Source organism: Gammaproteobacteria bacterium (assembly GCA_015709695.1).
In the GTDB taxonomy this organism is placed as follows: domain Bacteria; phylum Pseudomonadota; class Gammaproteobacteria; order Steroidobacterales.
This window is the reverse complement of the sequence record CP054183.1, coordinates 2,310,433-2,334,029: the sequence shown is the minus strand read 5'-3', so window position 1 is coordinate 2,334,029 and position 23,597 is coordinate 2,310,433. Positions and strand designations below refer to the sequence as shown.

Genomic DNA, 23,597 nt, shown 5'->3' with positions numbered 1-23,597 from the left:
CCTCAGCTGTGCACGTAGGGCGTGTCGCTGCTCCAGCAGCGGCGCACGCCGGCGAATTCGTCGATGAGCCGCAGCAGTGCCGTGCTGAATTCACGTCCGGTCCAGGCCTGGGCGCGGGCGGCACCGCGCGCGGTCAGCGCGGCGCGCAGGTCCGGCTCCCGTTCCAGGCGCAGCAGCGCCCTGCGCAGTTCTTCCTCGCTGCGCGGGTCGAACAGCAGCGCCGCGTCGCCGAGCTGGTGCTCGGCGCCGGACACGCGCGCTGCCACCACCGGGCAGCCGAGCGCGAAGGCCTCGAGGGGCGGCAGGTTTTCGGGGCCGAAGAACGACGGGAAAACGAGCGCGAAAGCCTGCTGGTAGAGGCTGGCCAGCTCCGCCTGCGGAACGAAGCCGCGGTGCTCCACCTGTTCCCAGACGCCGAGCCGCTCGCCGGTGGCGCGCACATGAGCGAGGTTGCCCTTGTCGGCGCCGGTGAGGATGAGGCGCGGCCGCAGGCCATCGCGATCCCGCAGCAGCCGCAGGGCATGCAGCAGCACGACGTGGTTCTTGTGTGGCCAGAACTGCGCCGGGTAGAACAGCGGATCGCCGGCCAGGCTGCGTGGCGCCGGGGTGGCCGTTGCGGCTGCGGCGAGCGCGAAGTCCGGGGTCGGCTGCGGCAGCATCGCGATGCGCCCGGCGGGCAGGCCGTAGAACAGCTGCACCTCGTCCCTGAGGGCTTCGTTGGGTACCACCACCCAGGTGGCGCGCGGCAGGATGTGCCGGAATGCTTCCTCGCGCCGGTCGAAATCCAGCCCCGTGACCGACACTTCCGGGAAGCAGGGCTGCAGGCGGTGCTGCAGGTCCCAGACGGTATAGATGAACGGCACATCGACCGGCTCCCAGTCCTGGGTCGGGAACCACATGAGCTCGATGCGTTCGGCGCGCGCGGCAGCCTGCAGCGCCCGGCGCTTGCGGCTCGACGGCAGCCGCTGCCGGCGTCCCATGGCGCGGGCGAGGCCGCCGAGCCGCGAGTTCGTGCCGCCCCGCGGTTCGAGGCGGACGTGGCGCATGCCCGAGGCAGCGGCCGCGGGTGCGGCACCGTAGTGGAAGCAGAGGAACTCGTGACCGGTGTCGTGATGGCGCAGGTTGTCGAGCAGGGTCTGCTGGTAGGTGTGCGCACCGCCGGCGGTCGGCGCCAGTTCGCCGAGAAAGATGCCGACCCTCATAGCGCCTCGGCCAGGGTGCAGGCGTTCCAGGTGTCGAGCGCCGGTGCGGCGTCGGCCATCCACGCCATGCTGCGCAGGACGCGGAATCCCGCCGCCCCGAGCAGGAGCGCCAGCTCCGGCTCGAAGAGATAGCGCATCGGGTGGGTTTCCTCGATGTGCTCCGTGGTGCCGCTGTGCTTGTCCCGTCCGGTGATCTCGTAGTGGACCTTCACCAGGTTCTGCCGGGGCAGCATCTCCGGGCGTGCGCGGCGGGTGACGGCGAAGGACTCGTCTTCGCCCTGCTTCTCGCGCGGTCCGGGGAGGTCGGTGAGGACCCCCGGCCCATGCCAGTAGTCGAAGAAGAAATGCCCGCCGGGAGCGAGGTGATGGCGGGCGGTGGCGAACATCGCCGCCAGGTCCTCGTTGCGGACCTGGTAACTCACTACGTGGAACAGCGAGACCACGGCATCGAAACGCCGCTCCAGGCGTACATGGCGTGCGTCGCCCTGCACCAGCTCCAGGCACTGCCGCAGGGCGGGTGGCTCCTGTTCCAGCGCCGCACGCGCCGCCGCCAGCATGGTGCCGCTCATCTCCACGCCGCAGACTTCGAAGCCCGCGGCCGCCAGCAGGCGGGCATGGCGCGCGGTGCCCGAGCCGAGTTCCAGCACGCGGCGTGCCCGGGCATCGGCGGCTCGGAGCTGGCGCGCAACGTAGGCCGCCTCGGTGGCATAGTCCTTGCCCGCGTTGAGCAGGTCGTAGTAGCGCGAATAGCGTTCAAACGCGCTCATCGAGCGCTTCCAGCAGGGCGGCGGCCGAATACCGCAGCTGTTCCTCGGTGAGCGCCATGCCGCTCGGCAGGTAGAGGCCCTGGCGGGCGATGCGCTCGGCGACCGGGCAGCTGGTGCTGCCGAACAGACCCATTTTCCGGAACACCGGCTGCTCGTGCATGGGCCAGAAGAACGGCCGCGTGCCGACGCCGCGCGCGGCGAGCCGCCTGGCGAGGGTCTCGGCGTCGAGATCGTCGCGCCGGGACACGAGGCCGAACACCCACCAGATGTTCGCGGCGTATGCCGTGGCCGCCGGCTGCAGCTCTATGTCCTCGCGGTGGCCGAGCAGCTCGCCGTAGAGGCGGCCCATGCGTCGCTTGCGGGCGACGAACTCCTGCAGGCGCTCCAGCTGGGCGATGCCCAGCGCGGCCTGCAGGTTGGTCATGCGCAGGTTCCAGCCGAGCTCCTCGTGGACGAAGCGCCGCGCCGGGTTGAAGAACAGGTTGCGCAGCGAGCGGCAGCGCTCCGCCAGTTCCTCGGAGTCGGTGACGATCATGCCGCCTTCGCCGGTGGTCACGTGCTTGTTCGGGTAGAAGCTGAACACGCTGAGGTCGCCGAAGCTGCCGCAGGGCCGGCCGCGGCAGGTCTGGCCGTGCATCTCGGCGGCGTCCTCGATGACCCGCAGGCCGTGGCGGCTGGCCAGGTCGAGCACCGGGTCCATGTCCGTGGGCAGGCCGTAGATATGCACCGCCATGATGGCGCGGGTGCGCGGCGTCACGGCCGCCTCCAGCCGCGAGACATCCATGTTCCAGGTGACGGGGTCGGCATCCACCACCACCGGCGTGGCGCCGGCGCGCACGATGGCCGCGGCACAGGAAATGATGGTGAAGCTCGGCAGGATGACCTCGTCTCCCGGTCCGAGGCGCAGCGCCGCCACCGCCGCATCAAGCGCCGCCGAGCCGTTGCTGACGGCCACCCCGAAGCGGCGCCCGGCGGCAGCGGCCATGCGCTTCTCGAACTCGGGAATGAACGGGCCTTCGGAGGAAATCCAGCCGGTGTCGATGCACTGGAGCAAGAGGTCCCGTTCCCGGCCGTCGAGCAGCGGTTCGTTTACCGGTACGCGTTGCACGATGCCCTTCCTGCGCCAAAAGGCGGATTCTATGCGTACGGTCTCCCGGGAGCGAGCGGGGCGGAATTGGCCTGCACTGGCGTCGCCGTTACACTCATGGGATGGCGATCATCGTTGCTCTGGCGGTGCCAGTAGAGGCTGTTTCCCGGGTACAGGCCCTGAAGCGGGCAGGGTTGGTGTGTCCTGCGGGGTTCACGCCACCGGCGGGTTCATGATGACCTCCTTCGCTCGACGCTTGTTGCGACGTTTCCAGCGACCGAGCTTCGCGCTCAACGACCTGGATCGAAAGCTCCTGCGGTGGCTGGACCGGCGGGGCGGCTTTTTCATCGAGGCCGGCGCCAACGACGGCATCACACAGAGCAACACGCTGTATTTCGAGCGTTACCGTGGCTGGACCGGCCTGCTGGTGGAGCCGATCCCGGAACTTGCCGAGCGTTGCCGGCGCAACCGGCCGGGTTGCATCGTGGAGAACGCCGCGCTCGTTGCCCGGGGTGACCCGCGCGACGAGGTCTCCATGCAGTACTGCAACCTCATGTCCATCGTCGAGGGGGCGATGAAGTCCGAGGCAGCCGATCGCGAGCATCTGGAGCGAGGCCGTGCCGTGCAGCGGATTGATACCTATGAAGTCAAAGTGCGCGCGCGCACGATGGATGACGTGCTTGCGGAACATTGCATCACGCGGGTCGACTTCCTGTCCCTCGACGTGGAGGGCTACGAGCTGGAAGTGCTGAAGGGCATGACGAGCGTACGGCCTGACTACATGCTCATCGAGGTACGCGATCGGCCAGCAGTGGAAGCTTGGCTGAAGCCGGCCTACGACGCTGTTGCCCTGCTGTCGCACCACGACGTTCTGTTCCGCCGCCGTAGTCGGTAGCAGCGGCGCCTCCGGGTCGCCTATACTGCGCGCCCTGCGACCTCCGCCCCGGCGGCCCCACGCGCCCCATGCCCGACACGACGCTGCAGACCGAAATCGCCCGGCGCCGCACCTTTGCGATCATCTCGCACCCGGACGCGGGCAAGACCACGCTGACCGAGAAGCTGCTGCTCTTCGGCGGGGCGATCCGCATGGCGGGCTCCGTGAAGGCGCGCAAGGCGGCGAGCCACGCCACCTCGGACTGGATGGCGCTGGAGAAGGAGCGCGGCATCTCGGTGACCTCCTCGGTGCTGCAGTTCCCCTACCGCGAGCGCATCGTCAACCTGCTGGACACCCCGGGGCACGCGGACTTCTCCGAGGACACCTACCGGGTGCTGACCGCGGTGGACTCGGCGCTGATGGTGGTCGACGGCGCCAAGGGCGTGGAGGCGCGCACCATCAAGCTGATGGAGGTCTGCCGGCTGCGCGACACGCCCATCATGAGCTTCGTCAACAAGCTCGACCGCGAGGGGCGCAACCCCATCGAGCTGCTTGACGAGATCGAGCAGGTGCTGAAGATCCAGTGCGCGCCGGTGACCTGGCCGATCGGCATGGGCGGGCGCCTGAAGGGCGTCTACCACCTGCTCGAGGACGAGGTGCACCTCTACGAGCCCGGGCGCAACTTCACCCGCCAGGATTCGACCATCTTCAGGGGGCTCGACGACCCGGCGCTGGCCGCCGCCATCGGCGAGGACATGCTGGCCGAGCTGCGCGGCGAGCTGGAGCTGGTGCAGGGCGCCTCGCATCCCTTCGACGCGGCCGCCTACCTGGCGGGCCGGCAGACGCCGGTATTCTTCGGCTCGGCAATGGTGAACTTCGGCGTGCAGCCGCTGCTCGACTTCTTCGTCGACCATGCGCCGCCGCCGCGGCCGCGGCCGACCACCAGCCGCGTGGTGGATCCCGGCGAGGCGGCGCTCAGCGGCTTCGTCTTCAAGATCCAGGCCAACATGGACCCGAAGCACCGCGACCGCATCGCCTTCATGCGCCTGTGCTCGGGCCGCTTCGTGTCCGGCCAGAAGCTGTTCCACGTGCGCTCGGGCAAGGAGTTGCGGGTGTCCGATGCCCTGACCTTCATGGCTGCCGACCGCGGCCATGTCGAGGAAGCCTGGGCCGGCGACATCATCGGCCTGCACAACCACGGCACCATTGCCGTTGGCGATGCCTTCACCACCGGCGAGGAGCTGACCTTCACCGGCATCCCGAGCTTCGCGCCCGAGCTGTTCCGCCGCGTGCGCCTGAAGGATCCGCTGCGCATGAAGCAGCTGATCAAGGGCCTGGGGCAGCTCGCCGAGGAGGGCACCACGCAGTTCTTCCGGCCGCTGCTCGGCAACGACCTGATCCTCGGCGCCGTGGGCATGCTGCAGTTCGACGTGGTGGCTTACCGGCTGCGTGACGAATACGGTGTCGAGGCCGCCTTCGAGGGCGTGGATGTGCAGACCGCCCGCTGGGTCAGCTGCGCGGACGTGAAGCGGCTCGGCGAATTCCGCGACCGCTACCTGACCAACCTCGCCCATGATGCCGGCGGCAGCCTGGTGTACTTCGCGCCGACGATGATCAACCTGCGTCTGGTGCAGGAGAAGTGGCCGGAGGTGAAGTTCGCCGCCACCCGCGAGCACATCCCGCTGCTGGCGGCCTGATCCACGGCGCCGCTCAGCGCAGCCAGCCCTTGCGGCGGAACCAGATCAGCGGGGCGGCCACCGAGGCGAGCATCAGCAGCAGCGCGAAGGGGTAGCCCCAGACCTTGTCGAGCTCGGGCATGTTGCGGAAGTTCATGCCGTAGATGCTGGCGATCAGCGTCGGTGGCAGCAGCGCCACCGACACCACCGAGAAGATCTTGATGATCTTGTTCTGGTTGATGTTGATGAAGGCGACGGTGGCGCTCATCAGGAAGTTGATCTTGTCGAACAGGAACTTGGTGTGTGAATCCAGCGAGTCGATGTCGCGCAGGATCTGCCGGGCTTCCTCGAACTGCTCGGCATTGAGCAGGCGCCGCCGCATGAGGAAGCTGACCGCGCGGCGCGTGTCCATGACGTTGTGGCGGATGCGCCGGTTGAGGTCTTCCTCGCCGGCGATCGCCGTCAGCGCCTCGCCGGCCGCGATGTCGTCGACGTCCTTGCGCAGCACCCGCGCGCTGACCTGCTCCAGCACGTCGTAGATGTCCTCGAGGGCGTCGGCCGAGTACTCGACGTTGGCATCGTAGAGCTTCAGCAGCACGTCGCGCGCATCCTCGATCATCGCCGGGATGCGTCGCGCCCGCAGGCGCAGCAGGCGGAATACCGGCAGGTCCTCGCGGTGCACGGAGAACAGCACGTTGTCCGCGAGGATGAAGGCCACGCGCACGTTGCGCGCGGTGCGGTCGTCGTCGAGGAGGAAGTCCGAGCGGATGTGCAGCTCGCCGTTGTCCTCCTCGTAGAAGCGCGCGGATTCCTCCAGGTCGTCCTCGCCGGCGTCCTTCGGCAGCCGCAGGCCGAAGTGCTGCGCGACCCAGGCTTCCTCCTCGGGCGTCGGCGCATCCAGGTCGACCCACACGGGCCTGGCGGAGCCAGGCGGTGCGGGGACCTGGATGTCCTGCTGGTCGAGGCGGCCGTTGGCCAGCGTGAAGACGTTGAGCACGGGCCGCCGCCGGATCAGCGCTCCGCGCCGCCGAAACGCACCCGCGCCGTCAGGCCGAAGGTCCGCAGCCGCGGCTGGTTGATCGTCAGCCGGATGGGCGGGAAGTCACCCATGGAACTGGTTGGCGGGTTGTCGCGCGAGGACATGTCCTGGGTGTTGCTCCAGTAGATGTCGCGGTAGGCGCCGATCGGGTCGTCGTAGTCCAGCAGGTTGTCGACGTAGGCCTCGACGGTGTAGCGGCCCGACTCCACGCCGAGCTTCAGGTTGACGAAGGTGGAGGCCTCGATCCAGCTCTGGTTGTCGTTGCCGACGAACCACTTGTCCTTCCACAGCACGTCGCCGCGGCCGTAGAAGTCCCAGTCACCGAAGAGCGGGTGGCGGTACTGCAGCGTCGCGTTGACCGTCCAGGGCGAGACGCGGAGCATGTGGTTGCCGGAGATGTCGCCGGAATCGGCGGCGCAGGAGGCCTCCTTGGCGTCGCGCTGGTTCGCCGGCAGGTTGCGGATCTCCGCGGGAACGCAGCTCGGGTCGGTGGTGTAGAAGCTCGGGAAGAACTGGTAGGTGGCCTGCTTGGCCTTGTCCCAGGTCGAATCCGTGTAGGAGACACCGAGGCGGGCGCGCCAGTCGTCGTTGATCAGCAGGTCGGCCTCCAGCTCCCAGCCCCAGACCGTGGCATCGCCGGTGTTGCGCTTCAGGGTGAAGATTTCCGTGGCGGTCTTCAGCACGCCGTCGGTCGGGTCTACGTAGGAGCCGAGCACCTGCGGCAGCACGATATCGGTCCAGTCGATGCGGTAGGCCGAGAGATCGATGCCCAGGCGCTGGTCCGCGGTGCGGCCCTTGAGGCCGACTTCCACGGTCCAGTTCTTCTCCGGATCGTAGGCCTCGATGATCGGTACTTCGGGACCCTCTGCATTGGTGACCGGATCGAGGAACTTGACGGAATCGCCGTTGAAGCCGCCGCTCTTGGAGGCGTTTGCCAGCGAGGTGTAGAGCAGCCAGCCGTTGTCGGTCTTGTAGTCCAGGGTGATGCGGCCGCTCACCCAGTCCCAGCTGTTGCTCTCCTCGCTGGGCGGTTCGACATGGGGCTGGTAATGGCCCATGTCCTCGTACTTGATGTCGGGAGCGGACCACTGGGTGTAGTCCTTCTTCTCCCAGGTGTAGCGGAGTTCGCCGCGGATCTTCCAGCGCTCGAGGAAGTCCTGCTCCACCGAGGCAAAGCCCGCCCAGGAGCGGGTCTTGATGAGCTGCTCCATCGCCTCGTTGGCATAGCCGGGATCGGTGACGAACAGCCCGCTGCCGAAGGGGGCCAGGTACTTGCCGGGCGCGCCGGGGCCGCAGGGGCAGAAGGCACCGCTGCTGAGCAGGGGCTGCAGGTCGGGGGGCAGGGTGCCGGTCAGCAGGTTCTGGCCGGCCCGGCTTTCGTCGCGGATGTCGTAGAAGTAGGCGCCCGCCGACCAGCGGAAGGCCTCGGTCCCCGGGCTGGTGAAGCGCAGCTCCTGGCTGAACTCGCGGGTCTCGCTGCCGGCCTCGCGGTCGATGACGCCCGAGTAGAAGCGCTTCAGCGGGGTCGGTGTATTGCCGTTGTCGCAGATGACGTTGTAGGTGCCGATGCAGTACACGAAGGGCACGCTGTCGCCGAGGCCGCGGCTGAAGTCGAGGTTGCCGTCCTGCTTGGTGTCGGTGTAGCCGGTCAGCGCGCTGATGTCGCCGACGCCGATGTCCCAGTCGATGTTCAGGCTGGTGCGCAGCAGCTCGCGGTTCTCGCCGCCGGCGAAGATGTTCTTGGGGATGTCGTTGTTCGACATCGAGGGAATTTCGCCGCAGTAGTTGCTGTTGATCGGGTTGCGGTAGGGCACGCCGGCCGCATTGCTCAGGCGCGGGTTGTAGAGGGCGACGTTCTCGCAGTTGGCCTGGATCCCGGTGGTGGAGGAATCGGCGATGTCGTCGTTGGAGTAGTAGGCCTGGGTGAGGATGTCGAGGGTGTCGGTCGGCGTCCACAGCAGGCTGCCCTGCACGGTGCGGTAGGTGTAGCCGCCGACGTCATTGCCGTGCAGCGGGTCGTCGTAGGAACCGTCCCAGCCGTCGTAGCTCATGCCGAAACGGCCGTTGAGCGTGCCGTCGATGAGCGGGCCGCTGACCGAGCCGCTGGCGGAGAACTTGCCGCGGTTGCCGGCCGTCATGGCGCTCTTGGCCTCGAACACGTCGCTCGGCCGCTTGGTGACGAAATTGATGGCGCCGCTGAAGGCGTTGCGGCCGTAGAGGGCGCTTTGCGGGCCTTTCACCACCTCGATGCGCTCGAGGTCGAGCTGGCTGAAGTTCAGCCCCTCGCGGCCGGAGATGTAGACGCCGTCGATGAAGATGGCGGCGTTGTTCTCGCGCCCGAGGATGTCGGTGGGCGCCACGCCACGGATGATGGGGGTCGGCAGCGCTTCGCCGAGCGCGTTGTAGAACTGCAGGCCCGGGGTGAGGTTGGCGACATCCTTGAGGTCGGTGATGCCGGCCGACTCGATGGATTGCTCGCTGAAGGCGGTGATGGCCAGCGGCACGTCCTCGAGGCGCTCCTGGACCTTGCGCGCCGTGACGACGATTTCCTCGATGCCGGGGCCCTGGTCCGCGGCCGGTACGGCGATGGGCAGCAGCAGCGCGGCGGCGAGCCCCAGCCTCCGGACGATGGATGCGGGCGATGAGTCAGGGTGCCGGGTGTTCCCGGCCGTTTGCTTGGTCATGGCGTGGATCCTCCCCAGGGTGCGTGGCCGTGTCCCAAGTACGGCCAGCCGACGGATGATACCCATGTTTCGCCGGCAAGGGGACCACGGCGCTTTGCCGCAGCCGGCAGGACGGGCACGAGGCGGTGTAAAGTCCGGCCCCATGCTGGAACTCAGGCTGGACCTGCTGCAGACGCTGACCCTCGCCGCCGTGGTCTACTACGCCGGCGTAAAGCTGCGCCAGAGAGTCAGCTTTCTCGACCGGCTGAACATCCCCTCGGCCGTGGTGGGGGGGCTGGGGTTCGCGCTGCTGGTCTTCATCTGCCGCGACCGCGTGGTCAACCTGTCGCTGGATACCTCGGCGCAGCCGGTGCTCAACGTCGCCTTCTTCACCACCATCGGCATGGGCGCGAGCCTGGCGCTGCTGCGCCGGGGCGGACTGGCGGTGCTGGTCTTCCTGGCCTTCGCGGTGGCGGCCTGCTTTGCCCAGAACGGCGTGGGCATGGCGCTGGCCGCCGCCTTCGGCGAATCGCCGCTGCTCGGCGTCATGGCGGGCTCGGTGACCCTGGTGGGCGGGCCGGCCACGGGGCTGGCCTTCGCCCCGCTGTTCGAGGAGGCCGGGCTGGACGCGGCGGCCGTCATCGCCATCACCTCGGCGGTGTTCGGCATCGTCGGTGGCGGGCTCGCCGGCAACCCGGTGGGCACGCTGCTGATCCGCCGCCACGGCCTGCATGCCCGCCCCGGGTCGCCCCGGGAACTGCGGCAGGAGCTGGAATTCCCGGTGGAGTACCCGCGCCGCGAACTGACCGTGGACATGGAACGCGAGGACTCGCTGGTGATCCGCAACCTGGCGGTGCTGGCCCTGGCCATGGGGGCGGGCAGCGTGCTGAGCCACTGGATCCAGCAGGCCGGCCTGACCCTGCCGGCCTACATCGGCGCCATGGTCGTCGCCTCGCTGCTGCGCAACCTCGACGAGGCCAGCGGCTGGTTCGGCATCGACGAGAACGCCATGGAGTTCGTCGGTGGCGTGGCGCTGAACATCTTCCTGGTGGTGGCGCTGATGGACCTGCGGATCTGGGAACTGGCCGGCCAGGCGCTGCCGCTGTTCGCCATCCTGGTGGCGCAGCTGCTGCTGGTGGCCTTGCTCGCTGCGTTCGGCGCCTTCCGCGTCATGGGTCGCGACTACGATGCCGCCGTCATGGCCAGCGGCTTCATCGGCTTCGCCATGGGCACCACCGCCAATGCCGTGGCCAACATGCAGGCCCTCGTCGGCCGCTTCGGCCCCTCGCCACGGGCCTTCCTCGTGGTGCCGCTGGTGGGCGCGTTCTTCATCGACTTCGCCAACGCGCTGATCATCACGCTGTTCGTCAACTGGCTGCGCTGAGAAAATAAGAAAATATGTCAGGCACCTTTTTGCCGAGAAAATATGTCAGGCACCTTTAAGCGCTTATGATGGGCTGCATGGATGATCGTGCCCACCAGCACTGGGATCCGCGGCAGTACGCCGAGAATGCACGCTTCGTCACCCGGCTCGGCGCGGGGGTGGTGGAGCTGCTGGCACCGCGGCCCGGTGAGCGCATCCTCGACCTCGGCTGTGGCGACGGCCCGCTCACCGCCAGCCTGGCGGCCCTGGGCTGCGAGGTGGTCGGCGTGGACTCGAGCCCCGGGATGGTGGCCGCCGCCCGCGCGCTGGGGCTGGACGCCCGGGTGATGAGCGGCGAGGCGCTGGCATTCGACGCGGAGTTCGACGCGGTGTTCAGCAACGCCGCGCTGCACTGGATGCAGGATGCTGCCACCGTCGTCGCCGGCGTGCGGCGCGCGCTGCGCCCGGGCGGGCGCTTCGTCGGCGAGTTCGGCGGGGCGGACAACATCGCCGCCATCGTCGGCGCCCTGAACGCCGAGCGCGGCCGCCGCGGCCTGCCGGCCGTGCAGCCCTGGTTCAATCCCGGCCCGGCACAATATGCCGCGCTGCTGGAAGGCCATGGCTTCCGCGTCGAGACCATGCAGCACTTCCCGCGGCCCACACCGTTGCCCGGCTCGGTGCGGGACTGGCTCGCCACCTTCGCCGACGCCTTCACCGCAGGACTGGCCCCCGCCGGGGTCGACGGCTTCTTCGACGCCGTCACCGCGGCGCTGAGGCCGGCCCTGCAGCAGCCCGACGGCAGCTGGGTCGTCGACTACGTGCGCCTGCGCTTCGCGGCGCGCCTGCCCTGAACCCCGGGAGGAAGCGTGAGACCGGACACCGGACTGGCCATCACCATCGCACTGCTCGCCGCCACCCTCGGCGCCTGCGTCGCTTTCGACACGCCCGACACCTACAACCGCCACCGCCTCACCGACATCACCGTGCCCCGTGACCGCAGCGACCTGTTCTACTTCGATGCCTCGGTCAACGGCGAATTTCCCGAGGACAGCGCCGCCGCCGAGTCCCAGCGCCTGCAATGGCTGGACGACTGGCTGGAGCTGCGGCAGATGTGCCCGGGTGGCCACGAGGTGCTGAAGCGGCGCAAGTTCGATACGCTGGAGGACAATCCGGCCCACCGCGCGCTGCGCTACGAGGTGCGTTGCAAGCCGCAGGCCGCCGGTTCCTAGGCGCCAGGGCATCACATCGTCCAACACCAGGGAGAATCCGCGATGATCCACAGAACCGCATCCGTGCTCGTACTCGTGGCCAGCCAGCTGCTGGTTGCCGCCGCCATCGCTGCCGCCCCCGCCGATTTCAGCGGCAACTGGGCGCTCAACACCGACAAGGGCCAGAACCTCGGCATGGTCAAGGCGATCACCGAGACCGTGGCGATCAGCCAGTCGCCGGAGCGGCTCACCCTGGATTTCAGCACCACCTTCATGGGGAAGACCACCGCCCGCAAGGTCAGCTACGACCTCACCGGCAAGACCAGCGTGCCGAACGAAGGGCCCATGGGCGACAAGTCCGAGACCCTGGCGAAGTGGGACGGCAGCAAGCTGGTGGTGACCTGGACCGCGGAGGGCGCGGTGGCCGGCACCAGGACGGTGAAGACCGAGACCCGCACGCTGTCCGCCGACGGGAAGACCATGACGGTGCGCACCGAGCGCGCCGGCAAGGACCCCATGGAACTGGTGTACGACAAGAAGTAGGCGGTGCCTGCGGAGAAGCCGATCCGGTGAAGACAGGCGCAATCGTCGCGGGTGTGGTCGTCGCCCTCGGCCTGGCCGGGGGCGCCTGGTATGCCTACAGCCGTGCGGGTGCGACCGCCGAGGCCGGCGAACGCGTGTTCGCCACCCCCGAGCGGCGCACCATGGCGGCCAGCGTGCTGGCCACCGGCGTGCTGCGCCTGCGGGTCGGCGGCGAGGTGCGCGTCGGCGCGCAGCTCTCGGGCATCGTCGAGAAGCTCAATGTCGAGGTCGGCTCGAAGATCCGCAAGGGCGACATCATCGCCGAGATCGATGCCAGCGGCCTGGAGGCGCGCCTGGCGCAGGCCCGCGCCCAGGTCGCCGTCGAGGAGCAGGGTGTGCGCCGCGCCGAGGTGGAGCTGTCCCGCGCCCGGCAGCTGGACGAGCGCAAGCTGGTGGCGCGGAGCCAGGTCGAGGACGCGCAGATCGCGCTGGACGAGGCGCGGGCGATGCTGGTCAAGGCCCGCCGCGACATGGAGGTCGTGCAGACCGACCTGTCCTATGCGGTGATCCGCTCGCCCATCACCGGCACCGTGGCCTCGGTCGCCACCCAGGAGGGCGAGACGGTGGCGGCATCGTTCAACACGCCGACCTTCGCCACCGTCATCGAGGACGGCGCGCTGGAGCTCATCGCCATGGTCGACGAGACCGACATCGGCAATGTCGCCGTCGGCAACCCGGTGATGTTCACGGTGGAGGCCTACCCGAGCCGCGAGTTCGAGGGCCGCGTGGCGCGCATCGCGCCCAAGGGCAGCATCATCTCGGGCGTGGTGAATTTCGAGGTCATGATCCGCATCGACTCGCCGGCGGAGCTGCTCAAGCCCGACATGACCGCGAACGTCTCCATCCGCACCGCCGAGCGCGAGGCGCTGGTGGTGCCCAATGCCAGCGTCCAGCGCGAGGGCTCCGAGCGCTACGTCTGGGTGGAGCAGGGCGGCGAACTGGTGCGCAAGGCCGTCAGCATCGGCACCCGCGATGCGAGCTTCACCGAGATCCGCCAGGGCCTCGGCCCGACGGACCGCGTCCTCGTCAGCCCGCAACCGCAGTCCGGCGCCGCCGGCCAGGCAGGGAGATCATGATCGAAGCCAGCCACCTCGCCAGGACCTACACCCGGGGCGATGGCACGCCCGTGCCCGCCCTCAGGGACGTGTCGTTCACCATCCGCCAGGGCGAGTTCGTCACCATCCGCGGCGCCTCGGGCTCCGGCAAGTCCTCGCTGCTCAACATCCTCGGCTGCCTCGACACGCCGACTTCCGGCAGCTACCGGCTCGATGGCGAGGATGTCTCGCACCACAGCGACCAGCAGCGCTCGCACATCCGCAACCGCAAGATCGGCTTCGTCTTCCAGTCCTTCAACCTGCTGCCGCGGACCACGGCGGCGGAGAACGTGGAGATACCCGCGCTCTACACCGGCGGGCCTGTGGACCGGGCGCGGGCGCTGGCCATCCTCGGCAAGGTGGGCCTCGGCGGGCGTGCCGAACACTACGTCACCGAGCTCTCCGGCGGCGAGCAGCAGCGGGTGGCGATCGCCAGGGCACTGATGAACGACCCGCCGCTGCTGCTGGCCGACGAGCCGACGGGCAACCTCGATTCCGCCTCCGGCGATGCGGTGATGGCGCTGCTCACGGAACTGCATCGCGAGGGCCGCACCATCGTGCTGGTCACCCATGACGAGGGCGTGGCCGCCTACGCCCAGCGCGAGATCCTCATCCGCGACGGCCAGGTTGCCGCCGACCGCCCGCAGCCCGGCCGCGGCAGTGCCGCCGGTGCCGTGGCGACCCCGGCCTGAGGAGGCCTGCCCATGAACATCAGCCGCACCATCGGCCTGGCCCTGCGCACGCTGGCGCGCAACCGCCTGCGCAGCTTCTTCATGATGCTCGGCGTCATGATCGGCGTTGCCTCGCTCACCGCGCTGGCCTCGGTCGGCGAGGCGACCAAGCAGGAGACCCTGCGCCGCTTCAAGCGCATGATCGGCACCTTCGACGTGGTGATCATCAACCCCGGCGGAGCCAGCACCCGCGGCATGCCGTCGCTGACCAGCTCGCCGCCGGTGCTGAAGGAGGGCGACGCCCTGGCCATCGCCCGGGAAGTGGCGCAGGTGAAGCAGGTGGCGGTCACCCAGTTCGCCTTCGACGTCGACGTGAAGTACGGCGACCGCACGGCGAGCCCGTCGATCATGGGCGTGTCGCCCAACTGGACCGAGGTGCGCGGCGAGGAGATTGCCCTCGGCGAGGGCATCACCACCGCGGACAACGAGGCCATGGCCCGCGTGGCGGTGATCGGCGAGGACCTGCGCAAGACGCTGTTTCCCGCCGAGGACCCGATCGGCCGGCAGATCCGCATCGCCGACGTGCCGTTCCAGGTCAAGGGCGTCATGGCGCCGCGGGGCGTGGGGCCCGGCGGAGCCAGCATGGACAACACGCTGGCCATTCCGGTGGCGACGGCCTCGCGCCGGCTGTTCAACCGCGACTACTACACGGGCATGCTGGCGCAGCTGCGCGATCCGGCGCAGGCCGACCGCGCCATCGCCGACATCACCGCGCTGCTGCGCGAGCGCCATGGCATCGTGCCGCCTGGCGAGGACGACTTCACCGTGACCAGCCCGGCGGCACAGGTGGCACGGGTCACCGATGTCGGCTCGACCCTGTCGAAGGTGATGCTGGGCGTCGCGGTGATCGCCACGCTGATCGGCGGCGCCGTGATCATGAGCCTGATGCTCATCGCGGTCTCGGAGCGGCGCAGGGAGATCGGCGTGCGCCGTGCGGTGGGCGCGACCCGCCGGGACATCCTCGTGCAGTTCCTGGTCGAGGCAGCGGCGGTCTCCTTCCTGGGCGGCCTGCTCGGCATCGGCCTCGGCCTGGGCGGCACGCTGTTCGCGGCGTCGTTGACGAAGCTGCCGCCCGCGATCCTGTGGAGCGCCATTGGCGGCGCGGCGCTGATGTCCGTCGCCGTGGGGCTGGTGTTCGGCCTGCAGCCGGCCTGGCGGGCAGCCAACGTGGATCCGATCCAGGCGCTGCGTTCCTGACGGGCGGCCGGGCCGGGCGATGCAGGTCTCCTGGATCACCTGGCGGCACCTGGCGCGCGGCTGCCTGCGGCAGATCTGGCGCTCGCGGCTGCGTTCCACGCTGGTGGTGTTCTGCGCGGCGCTGGGCGTGGCCGGCGCCGTCACCTCGGTCAACTATGCCTCCGGCGGCCGCGCCCAGGTGCTGGAGAAGATCCGCCGGCTCGGCACCAACGTCGTGGTGATCAACGCCGCGCAGAGCCGCGCGGTGGCGGGCCGCGCCCGCACCGGGCAGATCGTCACCACGCTGCAGGAGCCCGACTACCAGGCGCTGCGGCGCGAGGTCGACGGCCTGCAGCGCTCCTCCGCGGTGGTCAGCGCCGCGTTGCGCCTGAAGGCCGGCTTCAGTTCCAAGGTGTCGCCGGTGCTCGGCGTGGAGCCGGAGTTCTTCCGCATCAAGTCCTGGGCCGTGGCCGAAGGCCGCCTGCTCGACGACGAGGACCTCAGGCGCTCGGTGCGTGTCGCGCTGCTCGGCCACGGCGTGGCCCGCGACCTCTATGGCGGGGAGTCGCCGGTGGGACAGCGGCTGTTCATCAACCGCGTGCCCTTCGAGGTGGCCGGTGTGCTCGACGAGCGTGGCCAGGGCCTGGATGCCATCAACGAGGACCAGCAGGTCTACGTGCCGCTGACCACCGCCATGCGCCGGCTGCTCAACGTCGACCACTACAACGCCATCCTGCTGGAACTCGAGGACTCCGCGCGGATGGCGCAGGTCTCGGCGCAGGTGGACGAGCTGCTGCGCGTGCGCCACCGCATCTCGGAGTTCCGCCCGGCGGATTTCACGGTGGGCAACCAGATGGAGCTCATCGAGACCCAGATCGCCTCGGCCAACCGTCTCGGCTTCCTGGTGCGCTGGATCGGCCTCTCGGGGCTGCTGGTCGCCGGGCTCGGCGTGCTGGCCATCGCCTGGATCGCCGTGCGCGACCGCACCACGGAGATCGGCACCCGCCGCGCGCTCGGTGCCACCGCGGCCGATGTCTTCTTCCAGTTCGCCTTCGAGGCGATGGTGCTCGCCAGCCTCGGTGCCACCCTCGGCCTCGGACTCGGCTGGATCGCCTCACGCATTACCGCGCAGCAGGCTGCGCTGCCCTTCATCTTCGAGACCGGCAACGCACTGCTCGCGCTCGCCATGGCGCTGTTGCTCAACCTGGTCTTCGCCAGCTGGCCGGCCATCCGTGCGGCGCGGCTCGATCCCATCCATGCGCTGAAGCATGAATAGGCCGGGACGGCGCCTGGCCAGCCCGCCCTGCGGGCCCGCCGCATCCGTCGAGCTCCCCCCGCGACTTGGGTAAACTGTCGCCCCGATCCGGTTGCCGGCCTGCAGGCGCCTGTCCCAAATCAAGACCCTTGCCGCAGGCCACCCTAGACTGGCCCATCGATTTCCTGCCCTGGAGCACAGCCCATGCGCGTAGACGTCCTGCTGGAACCCGACCAGACACCCGAGCAGCTGGTGGAGCTGGCCAGGCTATGCGAGAGCCACGGCATCGGCCGCATGTGGCTGCAGAACTACGTGTCCTGGCGCGACCCGTTCATGTCGCTGGTGCCCGCGGCGCTGGCCACGCAGCAGGTCGGCCTCGGCGTCTGCGTCATCAGCCCCTGGGAGATGCACCCGGTGAAGATGGCGAGCGCGCTGCTGACCCTGCAGGAGTACAGCCGCGGGCGCGCGGCGCTGGTCATCGGCGGCGGCGGCGAGTGGCCGGCGCGCCTCGGGCTGACCATCACCAAGCGCGTGCGCTGCGTGCGCGAGGCGATCGAGCTGGTGCACGGCGGCGTCTCGGGCAAGCCGCTGACCTACCAGGGCGAGATGTTCAAGGTGTACGGCTACAAGCCGCCTTTCGGCAGCGGCACGCCGCCGCTGGTCTACGCCGGCGCCAACCAGCCGCAGATGCTTCATGCGACCGTGCCGGCCGCCGATGGCGTCATGTACAGCGACATGACCCGCAGCCGCATCGTCGAAACCGTGCAGCGCACGCGCGGCGCGCTGGCGGACAAGGGCAAGGTGGAAGCGGGTTACCGCATCAGCAACATCTGGGCCTGGCACGTGAAGCCGGACCGCGAGGTGGCGCTGCGCGAGGCGCGCCGCGAGCTGCTGTTGCGCGGCCTGATGGACCGCTGGTACCTGGAGACCTTCCTGTCTCCGGAGGAGATCGCCATCGTCGAGAAGCGCAAGGATGCACTGTTCAAGGCCTACCGCAACCGCAGCGGTGTCATCGAGGGCATTCCCGCGCAGATCATCGACACCTGCCTCGCCAACTTCACCTTCACCGGCACGCCGGCGGAGATCGGGCCGCGCCTGGCGGAACTCACCGCGTTCCGCGATGCCGGCGTGAACGAGATCTGCTTCCGGCTGCACGATGACCCGGCGGATGCCATCCGCCTGATCGGCGAGCACGTCGTCCCGCGCCTGGGCTGAATCCGTGCAGCCCGTGGCCGGGGAGGCCGGTTGCCCGCTGTGTCTGGCGGCGGAGGAGCCCGCGCTCTGGCGCGACGCGCGCTGCCGCGTCGTGCTCGCCGGCGATGCCGATTACCCCGGCTTCTGCCGCGTGGTCTGGCAGGCCCATGTCCGCGAGATGAGCGACCTCGCGGCTGCCGACCGCGCCCACCTGCTCGCCGTGGTGCTGGCCGTCGAGGCCGCGCTGCGGGACCTGCTGTCGCCGCACAAGATCAACCTCGCCTCGCTTGGCAACCAGGTTCCCCACCTGCACTGGCACGTCATCCCGCGCTTCACCGACGACGCGCATTTCCCCGACGCCGTGTGGTCCGCACGCCGCCGCCCCGGCCACCCGCACTCCCTGGACATCCCCACCCTCCAGGCCCGCCTGTCCCAATTTGGTGCCAGGTCGGGCTTTTCGGGGGTTTGACATCGGTGACATCGGTGCCAGGTCGGGCTTTTCGGGGATTTGAGGGGCGCGCCGGTCCGGACGCGGAGGGACTTTCAGGGCCTTCCGCGCAGATCGCGGGCTCGCACAGCGGTGCCGGGGACCGGAACATGCATCCTCAACCATGGCCCGCCCGCTTCGAATCCACGTTCCTGGCGCTTTTCATCACGTCACCCTGCGGGGCAATCACCGGCAACCGGTGTTCTTCCAGGCCAGTGATCGCGAGCTGCTGGGCCGCCTTCTCGCGGCGGGCATCGCGGACTGCGGGGCGCGAGTCCACGCCTACTGCTGGATGACGAATCACGTTCACCTGCTCGTGCAGGTGGGCGATGTGCCGCTGGGCGTCCTGATCCATCGCGTGGCGAGCCGCTACGCCCGCACCGTCCAGGCCGGGCTGCAGACGACAGGGCACCTGTTCGAGAACCGCTTTCACGCGGTGATGGTCGCCGCCGATGCCCAGCTGCTCGCGCTGCTTCACTACATCCATCTGAATCCCGTGCGGGCCGGCATCGTGGACCACGTGGCGGCGTACGAGTGGTCCAGTCATCACGCTTACGCGGGCACGCGGGCCGAGCCCTGGCTGACGACCGCGTTCCTCCTTGGCATGCTCGATCCCCGCCCGGATCGGCAGCGCACGGCGTATGCGCTATCGCTGGGCGGAGAGCCTGCGGATGGCATCACCGCGGCTGTTGCACCGGCCGACGTGGAGACCGTGGTCGATCAGCATCCCGGTTGCCAGGCAGCCAACCCCACGGTTCCCTGCCGCCAGACGCTGTCCGACCTCCTCGATCAGGCGACCGAATGCTTTGGCGTCACCCGCGAGTCGATGCTGTCGCCATTACGGACGAGGGCGGTCACCAGCGCCCGCCAGTGGATCGTGCGCACGGCCCTCGATCGCGGCATCGCCAGCGTGTCGGAGGCAGCGCGATTCCTTGGGCGGCACGAGTCGAGCCTCCGCAAGGCCCTGGCTCGCCGGAGCCCGCGTCACGACCAATAAGCCCGAATCCCCCGACCTGGCACCATCATTCGATGAGGGAGAAGCGGTGGCCGGGGTGGACGCGGTGGCGGTCGGTGAAGCCGCCGTTGAGTTCGAGGACGGCGCTCACGGGGCCGGGCGAGGTGATGGTCGTCTCCGAGAGCGGTGTCGTGCGGGCGGTGATGCCGGCGATATGGCCGTCGGCACCGAGGAACAGCATGTCCAGCGGGATGTAGGTGTTCTTCATCCACATGCGCAGCACGGCGGGCTCGCGTCCCGGGAACAGCATGCCCTGGTGTTCGCCGAGCTCGTGGACGAACATCAGGCCCTGCGCGCGCTGTTCCGGGGTCACGGCGATCCAGATGTCGAGGAACTCGCAGGCGCGGGATGTCTCGATCATGGCGCTGGCGCGTGCGAAGCCCGCCAGCAGGCGGTCGGTGTCGCCGGCGGCGGCGACTGCGCTCCACGTCATCAACGCCAGCGATGCCGCGGCGAGCGAGGCGCGCAGCCTCCTCATGGCGCCTCCATCTCCAGGCGGCCTGCGTAGCGCGCATCGCCCAGCGTCACCGCGCGCTCGCCGGACACCGCGCCGATGGCGCCGGCGCAGAACAGCTCGCCGGTGACCCGGAACGCGCGACGCCGGGTGTCGAGCGGCGTGAGTTCCGTGACCTGCGTGAAGCAGCGGCCGGGCGCACTGTGGTAGATGCCGCTGCCGGCCTCGTCGATGACGGTGACACTGACCGGCCACTCGCGGCCGGGCAGTTCGGTGGCGCCGGCGGCGATGCCGAGCACGATGACCAGGCGATGCGCGTCGCCGCCGGCGGGCCCGGCGAAGAACAGGCGCAATCCCCGCCCGTCCGGCCTGCTGCTGCCGGCGCAGGCCAGCCCGGCACCGCTCCAGTCCAGCGCCAGGGGTTCCGATCCCGTGATGCTGCCGTGCCAGTAGCCGGCAGGATCCAGATCACAGGAAGCCAGCACCGGCGCGGCGGGCAGGCCGGTGCCCTCAGCCGGAGCGGCGGCCCGGGGCCGCGGCTGCAGGGCCAGCACGGTGCTGCCCAGGGCGAGTGCCACCACCAGGCCTGCGAGGGACGCCAGGCGATCCGGCCAGGGAGAGCGGGGCGGGTTGTGGGGCGGCATCGGTGTCGGGTGGGCTGTCCGGGTGGCGCGCAGCATAGCCGAGAGGCCCTGCCGCCGCGCGCCTTATGTAGAAGTGTGACCCCGGACGCAGCCCGGTCCGGCGCAGCGGGCTAATTTTCCGGTGTTTGCTGCGTTGGCGCGGCGCCGCGGGGGCCTGGTCCAGGTGACGGTGCAGGAACAACATTGGAGCACGCTGGTTGGTGAGCAGCGCCGGCGCGGGTTCTCGCGCCTGCGGTTCTCCGCGTTCGTCGAGGAGCAGTTCCGGCAGCACTACGCCAGCCTCAGCTATCCCAAGGTGCGCCCGCTGCTGGTGCTGGCGGCGTTCGCCGTCATCGTCATCACCGGCCTCGGCGTCGCCGAGCACAATGTCTCGGCGGTCACGGCGACCTTCGGCCTGGCGGTGATGATGCCGCTGCTGATGGCCACGCTCATCGCCTCCTACCAGCCCGAGCGTCACCTGATCTACCAGCATCTGCTCGCGGTGAGCACGCTGTGCGTCGGCCTGATCGTCACCTCGGTGACGCTGCGGGCCAGCCTGCACGGCACGCCGTATTTCTTCGGCGCCGAGATCGCCTGGATCTTCACCGTCTGGGCGATCCTCGGCCTGCGTTTCTGGCATGCGGCAACGATAAGCGGCGCGATCTCCCTTGCCTACGCCTGGGGCCTGGTGCACTGGAACTTCGGCAGCCAGGAGGCGCTGTTCACGGCCGTGATGCTGGTGGGCGCCAATGGCATCGGCGCGCTGGCCTGCTTCGAGTTCGAGGCCGTCTCCCGCCGTTCCTTCCTCGAGTCGCGACGCCTCAACGACCTCGCGGACCGCGACGGCCTGACCGGCCTGTACAACCGCCGGGCCTACAACAACTACATGGAGCGGATCTGGCGGCAGTCGCGTCGCGACGAGGGCCAGCTCACGATCATGCTCATCGATATCGACCACTTCAAGGCATTCAACGACTTCTACGGCCACCAGGCCGGCGACGACGCGCTCAAGCGCGTGGCCGAAGTGATCGCCATGGGCGCGCAGCGGCCGCTGGATTTCGCGGCGCGCTTCGGCGGCGAGGAGTTCGCGCTGGTGCTCTACGGGCCGGCGCAGGATTTCGGCCGCGACCTGCCCGAGCACATCCGCCGCCGGGTCGAGGAACTGGCCATCGCCAATGCACAGTCCGGCTGCCATGGCAGCCTCACGGTGAGCATCGGCGTGGCGATCGTCATGCCCGGCGCCGAACGCAGCCTGGCCGGCGCCATCCAGATGGCCGACGAGGCCCTCTACCAGGCCAAGGAAGACGGCCGCAACCGCGTGGTCGTCAAGGAATCCCGGCTCACCCACATCGAGACCGGGCGCTTCCGCGCCTCGCGCCGCGCCGTCGGCTGAAGGGCTGCCCGCCGCGGCCCCGTCCGCCTGCGGCAGGGGCCGCCGGCGCCATCGCTTGCCAAGTGAGGGGCCGCTCGGGGAAGCTAGGCCGTTGGTTCCAGCGGCCGCAGTGCCCGCGGTGATCCTGCTGCATGAAGCACATCCGGGCGATCTGCCTCGACCTCGACGACACCCTCTGGGACCTCGGTCCGGTCATCGGCCGGGCCGAGCAGGCCTTGCAGGCCTGGTTCGCCCAGCGCTACCCGCGGGTCACGGCGCGCTACAGCATCGAGGACATCCGCGAGCTGCGCTGGCGCATCGAGGCGCGATTCCCCGGCCGCGAGCACGACCTGGCGCTGCTGCGGCAGGCGACGTTCGCGCAGGTCGCGCGTGATTGCGGCTACCCGGAATCCATGGGCGAGGCGGCGTTCGCGGCTTTCCAGCAGGTGCGCAACCAGGTGACCCTGTATGCGGATGTGCGCCCGGCACTGGGCCGTCTGGCGCGCCGCCTGCCGCTGGTGGTCCTCACCAACGGCAATGCGGACCTCGGCACCATCGGCCTGCGGCACTACTTCAGCGCGGTCCTTGGCGCCGCGGCCCTCGGCGTCGCCAAGCCCGATCCGCGAGCTTTCGAGGCGGTGTGCGCGCGCCTGTCGCTGCGGCCCGCCGAGATTGCCCATGCGGGCGATCACCCGCAGAACGACGTGGCCGCGGCGCGCGCCATGGGCATGACGGCGGTCTGGGTGAACCATGGCCATCACGCCTGGCCGGACGGCCTGGCACCGGCCGAGCACGTGGTGAGGGACCTCGGGCAGCTGGTCCGGCTGGTGGGTGCGTGAGCGGCCCGGCCATCATCTACGTACCCGGCATCAAGCCGAAGCCGCCCGCGGCCGTGCACCGCGCGGCGCTGTGGCGCTGCCTGCTGGAGGGCGTGCGCCGTGCCGATCCGGGGGCTGCAGCGGAGATGGCGCGGTACGCCGGCTGCTTCAACCTGGTGTCCTGGGCCCACCTTTTCTACGACACCCAGCGCGACATCGCCCTGGACGAGCCGGGCATCGAGCGGCTGCTGGCGTTGCCGGGCCCGGAGGAGCGTGACCTGCGGGAAGCGGTGTCCCTGCGCCGCCGGCTGCTGCGCTCGCTGTACCTGCTGAGCGACCGCTTCCCGCCGCTGTTCGACCTGGTGGGCGAGCCGGAAATGCGCGCCGCGATCGCCGACACACGCCGCTACTTCGGCAACCAGGATGGCGTGGCCGTGGCGGTGCGCCACCTCGTCGCCGATGCGCTGCTGGAAGCCTGGCGTGACCAGCGCCGCGTGCTGCTGGTGGGCCACAGCCTCGGCTCGGTCATTGCCTTCGACGTGCTCTGGGAGCTGTCGCACCGCTTCGCGGAACCAGGCCGCGTGGACCTGTTCCTCAGCGTCGGCAGCCCGCTGGGATTGCGCTTCGTGCGCAGCCGGCTGCTCGGCGCGCGCGAGCAGGGCCGGCGGCGCTACCCCTGCAACATCCGCCGCTGGCTCAACCTGGCGGCGGTGGGCGAGATGACGGCGCTGGACCGGCCGATGGCGGCAGCCTGGGAGGAGATGCGCGCACTCGGCCTGGTGGAGAGCATCGGCGACCGACTCGACCTGCAGACCTATTTCCGTGGCCCGGAGGGACTCAACCTCCACAAGTGCTACGGCTATCTCGCCAATGCCGTGGTGGGCGGAAACCTCGCGCAGTGGTGGCGCGAGGGCTGA

23 protein-coding genes are annotated in these 23,597 nt (G+C 69.6%); 16 read left to right on the top strand and 7 right to left on the bottom strand.

All coding sequences use genetic code 11. The features are described from left to right. Positions 1-2 precede the first annotated feature (2 nt). Genes HRU81_10860 through HRU81_10850 form a run of 3 tightly spaced genes read right to left on the bottom strand, consistent with a single transcriptional unit; the run spans position 3 to position 3,080 of the window. Positions 3-1,202, bottom strand: a complete 1,200-nt coding sequence (locus tag HRU81_10860) for a glycosyltransferase family 4 protein (GenBank protein ID QOJ32568.1) — start codon at positions 1,200-1,202, stop codon at positions 3-5. Then, on the bottom strand, positions 1,199-1,969 hold the full coding sequence (locus HRU81_10855) for a class I SAM-dependent methyltransferase (GenBank protein QOJ32567.1): 771 nt from the start codon (positions 1,967-1,969) through the stop codon (positions 1,199-1,201). Before HRU81_10855 ends, HRU81_10860 begins: the two co-directional genes overlap by 4 nt. Continuing rightward, complete coding sequence (locus HRU81_10850; GenBank protein ID QOJ33377.1) at positions 1,956-3,080, bottom strand: DegT/DnrJ/EryC1/StrS family aminotransferase; 1,125 nt, start codon at positions 3,078-3,080, stop codon at positions 1,956-1,958. The genes HRU81_10855 and HRU81_10850 overlap by 14 nt, the downstream gene beginning before the upstream one ends. A gap of 208 nt (positions 3,081-3,288) precedes the next feature. Between HRU81_10850 and HRU81_10845 the strand changes: the two genes are divergently transcribed. Beyond that, on the top strand, positions 3,289-3,951 hold the full coding sequence (locus HRU81_10845) for an FkbM family methyltransferase (GenBank protein ID QOJ32566.1): 663 nt from the start codon (positions 3,289-3,291) through the stop codon (positions 3,949-3,951). A 68-nt stretch (positions 3,952-4,019) separates the two neighbouring features. Then, on the top strand, positions 4,020-5,627 hold the full coding sequence (locus tag HRU81_10840; protein ID QOJ32565.1) for a peptide chain release factor 3: 1,608 nt from the start codon (positions 4,020-4,022) through the stop codon (positions 5,625-5,627). A gap of 13 nt (positions 5,628-5,640) precedes the next feature. Here HRU81_10840 and corA read toward each other — a convergent pair whose 3' ends face one another. Both corA and HRU81_10830 read right to left on the bottom strand, forming a co-directional pair. Then, positions 5,641-6,603 carry a magnesium/cobalt transporter CorA gene (corA, locus tag HRU81_10835; protein QOJ32564.1) on the bottom strand — a complete coding sequence of 321 codons (963 nt, stop codon included), beginning with the start codon at positions 6,601-6,603 and terminating at the stop codon, positions 5,641-5,643. 14 nt (positions 6,604-6,617) lie between these two features. Then, a complete protein-coding gene (locus tag HRU81_10830; protein ID QOJ32563.1) occupies positions 6,618-9,329 on the bottom strand; it encodes a TonB-dependent receptor in 2,712 nt (903 codons plus the stop codon). A gap of 142 nt (positions 9,330-9,471) precedes the next feature. On the opposite strand from HRU81_10830, the gene gltS reads away from it, so the two are divergent. From gltS to HRU81_10775, 11 genes are all read left to right on the top strand, one after another. After that, a complete protein-coding gene (gltS, locus tag HRU81_10825) occupies positions 9,472-10,692 on the top strand; it encodes a sodium/glutamate symporter (protein ID QOJ32562.1) in 1,221 nt (406 codons plus the stop codon). A gap of 77 nt (positions 10,693-10,769) precedes the next feature. Continuing rightward, the gene (locus HRU81_10820) at positions 10,770-11,522 is read left to right on the top strand and encodes a methyltransferase domain-containing protein (protein ID QOJ32561.1); all 753 of its coding nucleotides are present in this window, start codon (positions 10,770-10,772) and stop codon (positions 11,520-11,522) included. Between the two features lie 15 nt (positions 11,523-11,537). Further along, the gene (locus HRU81_10815) at positions 11,538-11,900 is read left to right on the top strand and encodes a hypothetical protein (GenBank protein QOJ32560.1); all 363 of its coding nucleotides are present in this window, start codon (positions 11,538-11,540) and stop codon (positions 11,898-11,900) included. A gap of 42 nt (positions 11,901-11,942) precedes the next feature. Further along, entirely contained in the window at positions 11,943-12,422 is a 480-nt protein-coding gene (locus HRU81_10810; protein ID QOJ32559.1) for a hypothetical protein, read from the top strand. A 26-nt stretch (positions 12,423-12,448) separates the two neighbouring features. Then, positions 12,449-13,537: an efflux RND transporter periplasmic adaptor subunit gene (locus HRU81_10805; protein ID QOJ32558.1), complete on the top strand. Its 1,089-nt coding sequence runs from the start codon at positions 12,449-12,451 to the stop codon at positions 13,535-13,537. After that, complete coding sequence (locus HRU81_10800) at positions 13,534-14,247, top strand: ABC transporter ATP-binding protein (protein QOJ32557.1); 714 nt, start codon at positions 13,534-13,536, stop codon at positions 14,245-14,247. The genes HRU81_10805 and HRU81_10800 overlap by 4 nt, the downstream gene beginning before the upstream one ends. 12 nt (positions 14,248-14,259) lie before the next feature. Then, positions 14,260-15,483 carry an ABC transporter permease gene (locus HRU81_10795; GenBank protein ID QOJ32556.1) on the top strand — a complete coding sequence of 408 codons (1,224 nt, stop codon included), beginning with the start codon at positions 14,260-14,262 and terminating at the stop codon, positions 15,481-15,483. A gap of 19 nt (positions 15,484-15,502) precedes the next feature. Further along, on the top strand, positions 15,503-16,738 hold the full coding sequence (locus tag HRU81_10790) for an ABC transporter permease (GenBank protein ID QOJ32555.1): 1,236 nt from the start codon (positions 15,503-15,505) through the stop codon (positions 16,736-16,738). A 183-nt stretch (positions 16,739-16,921) separates the two neighbouring features. Further along, on the top strand, positions 16,922-17,932 hold the full coding sequence (locus tag HRU81_10785; GenBank protein ID QOJ32554.1) for an LLM class flavin-dependent oxidoreductase: 1,011 nt from the start codon (positions 16,922-16,924) through the stop codon (positions 17,930-17,932). 13 nt (positions 17,933-17,945) lie between these two features. After that, positions 17,946-18,380 carry an HIT family protein gene (locus HRU81_10780; protein ID QOJ33376.1) on the top strand — a complete coding sequence of 145 codons (435 nt, stop codon included), beginning with the start codon at positions 17,946-17,948 and terminating at the stop codon, positions 18,378-18,380. Positions 18,381-18,522: 142 nt separating this feature from the next. Beyond that, complete coding sequence (locus HRU81_10775) at positions 18,523-19,395, top strand: transposase (GenBank protein ID QOJ32553.1); 873 nt, start codon at positions 18,523-18,525, stop codon at positions 19,393-19,395. Between the two features lie 25 nt (positions 19,396-19,420). Here the strand turns inward: HRU81_10775 and HRU81_10770 are convergent, their stop codons facing one another. Together HRU81_10770 and HRU81_10765 are read right to left on the bottom strand one after the other, a co-directional pair. Next, positions 19,421-19,774, bottom strand: coding sequence for a DUF192 domain-containing protein (locus tag HRU81_10770; protein ID QOJ33375.1), 354 nt, complete (start codon positions 19,772-19,774; stop codon positions 19,421-19,423). Between the two features lie 113 nt (positions 19,775-19,887). Next, positions 19,888-20,445: a hypothetical protein gene (locus tag HRU81_10765; protein QOJ32552.1), complete on the bottom strand. Its 558-nt coding sequence runs from the start codon at positions 20,443-20,445 to the stop codon at positions 19,888-19,890. A gap of 235 nt (positions 20,446-20,680) precedes the next feature. Here HRU81_10765 and HRU81_10760 point away from each other — a divergent pair, with 235 nt between their 5' ends. The 3 genes from HRU81_10760 to HRU81_10750 all read left to right on the top strand — a co-directional run bounded on the left by HRU81_10760 (position 20,681) and on the right by HRU81_10750 (position 23,597). Then, positions 20,681-21,883, top strand: coding sequence for a GGDEF domain-containing protein (locus HRU81_10760; protein ID QOJ32551.1), 1,203 nt, complete (start codon positions 20,681-20,683; stop codon positions 21,881-21,883). A 131-nt stretch (positions 21,884-22,014) separates the two neighbouring features. Next, on the top strand, positions 22,015-22,701 hold the full coding sequence (locus tag HRU81_10755) for an HAD family hydrolase (GenBank protein QOJ32550.1): 687 nt from the start codon (positions 22,015-22,017) through the stop codon (positions 22,699-22,701). Continuing rightward, positions 22,698-23,597 carry a hypothetical protein gene (locus HRU81_10750; protein QOJ32549.1) on the top strand — a complete coding sequence of 300 codons (900 nt, stop codon included), beginning with the start codon at positions 22,698-22,700 and terminating at the stop codon, positions 23,595-23,597. Before HRU81_10755 ends, HRU81_10750 begins: the two co-directional genes overlap by 4 nt.

What these genes read in the sequence shown, in the direction of transcription:
- HRU81_10860 (QOJ32568.1), bottom strand. Translation starts at nt 1,202, where the DNA reads ATGAGGGTCGGCATCTTTCTCGGCGAACTGGCGCCGACCGCCGGCGGT.
- HRU81_10855 (QOJ32567.1), bottom strand. Translation starts at nt 1,969, where the DNA reads ATGAGCGCGTTTGAACGCTATTCGCGCTACTACGACCTGCTCAACGCG.
- HRU81_10845 (QOJ32566.1), top strand. Translation starts at nt 3,289, where the DNA reads ATGATGACCTCCTTCGCTCGACGCTTGTTGCGACGTTTCCAGCGACCG.
- HRU81_10840 (QOJ32565.1), top strand. Translation starts at nt 4,020, where the DNA reads ATGCCCGACACGACGCTGCAGACCGAAATCGCCCGGCGCCGCACCTTT.
- HRU81_10830 (QOJ32563.1), bottom strand. Translation starts at nt 9,329, where the DNA reads ATGACCAAGCAAACGGCCGGGAACACCCGGCACCCTGACTCATCGCCC.
- gltS (QOJ32562.1), top strand. Translation starts at nt 9,472, where the DNA reads ATGCTGGAACTCAGGCTGGACCTGCTGCAGACGCTGACCCTCGCCGCC.
- HRU81_10820 (QOJ32561.1), top strand. Translation starts at nt 10,770, where the DNA reads ATGGATGATCGTGCCCACCAGCACTGGGATCCGCGGCAGTACGCCGAG.
- HRU81_10810 (QOJ32559.1), top strand. Translation starts at nt 11,943, where the DNA reads ATGATCCACAGAACCGCATCCGTGCTCGTACTCGTGGCCAGCCAGCTG.
- HRU81_10800 (QOJ32557.1), top strand. Translation starts at nt 13,534, where the DNA reads ATGATCGAAGCCAGCCACCTCGCCAGGACCTACACCCGGGGCGATGGC.
- HRU81_10795 (QOJ32556.1), top strand. Translation starts at nt 14,260, where the DNA reads ATGAACATCAGCCGCACCATCGGCCTGGCCCTGCGCACGCTGGCGCGC.
- HRU81_10790 (QOJ32555.1), top strand. Translation starts at nt 15,503, where the DNA reads ATGCAGGTCTCCTGGATCACCTGGCGGCACCTGGCGCGCGGCTGCCTG.
- HRU81_10785 (QOJ32554.1), top strand. Translation starts at nt 16,922, where the DNA reads ATGCGCGTAGACGTCCTGCTGGAACCCGACCAGACACCCGAGCAGCTG.
- HRU81_10775 (QOJ32553.1), top strand. Translation starts at nt 18,523, where the DNA reads ATGGCCCGCCCGCTTCGAATCCACGTTCCTGGCGCTTTTCATCACGTC.
- HRU81_10770 (QOJ33375.1), bottom strand. Translation starts at nt 19,774, where the DNA reads ATGATCGAGACATCCCGCGCCTGCGAGTTCCTCGACATCTGGATCGCC.
- HRU81_10755 (QOJ32550.1), top strand. Translation starts at nt 22,015, where the DNA reads ATGAAGCACATCCGGGCGATCTGCCTCGACCTCGACGACACCCTCTGG.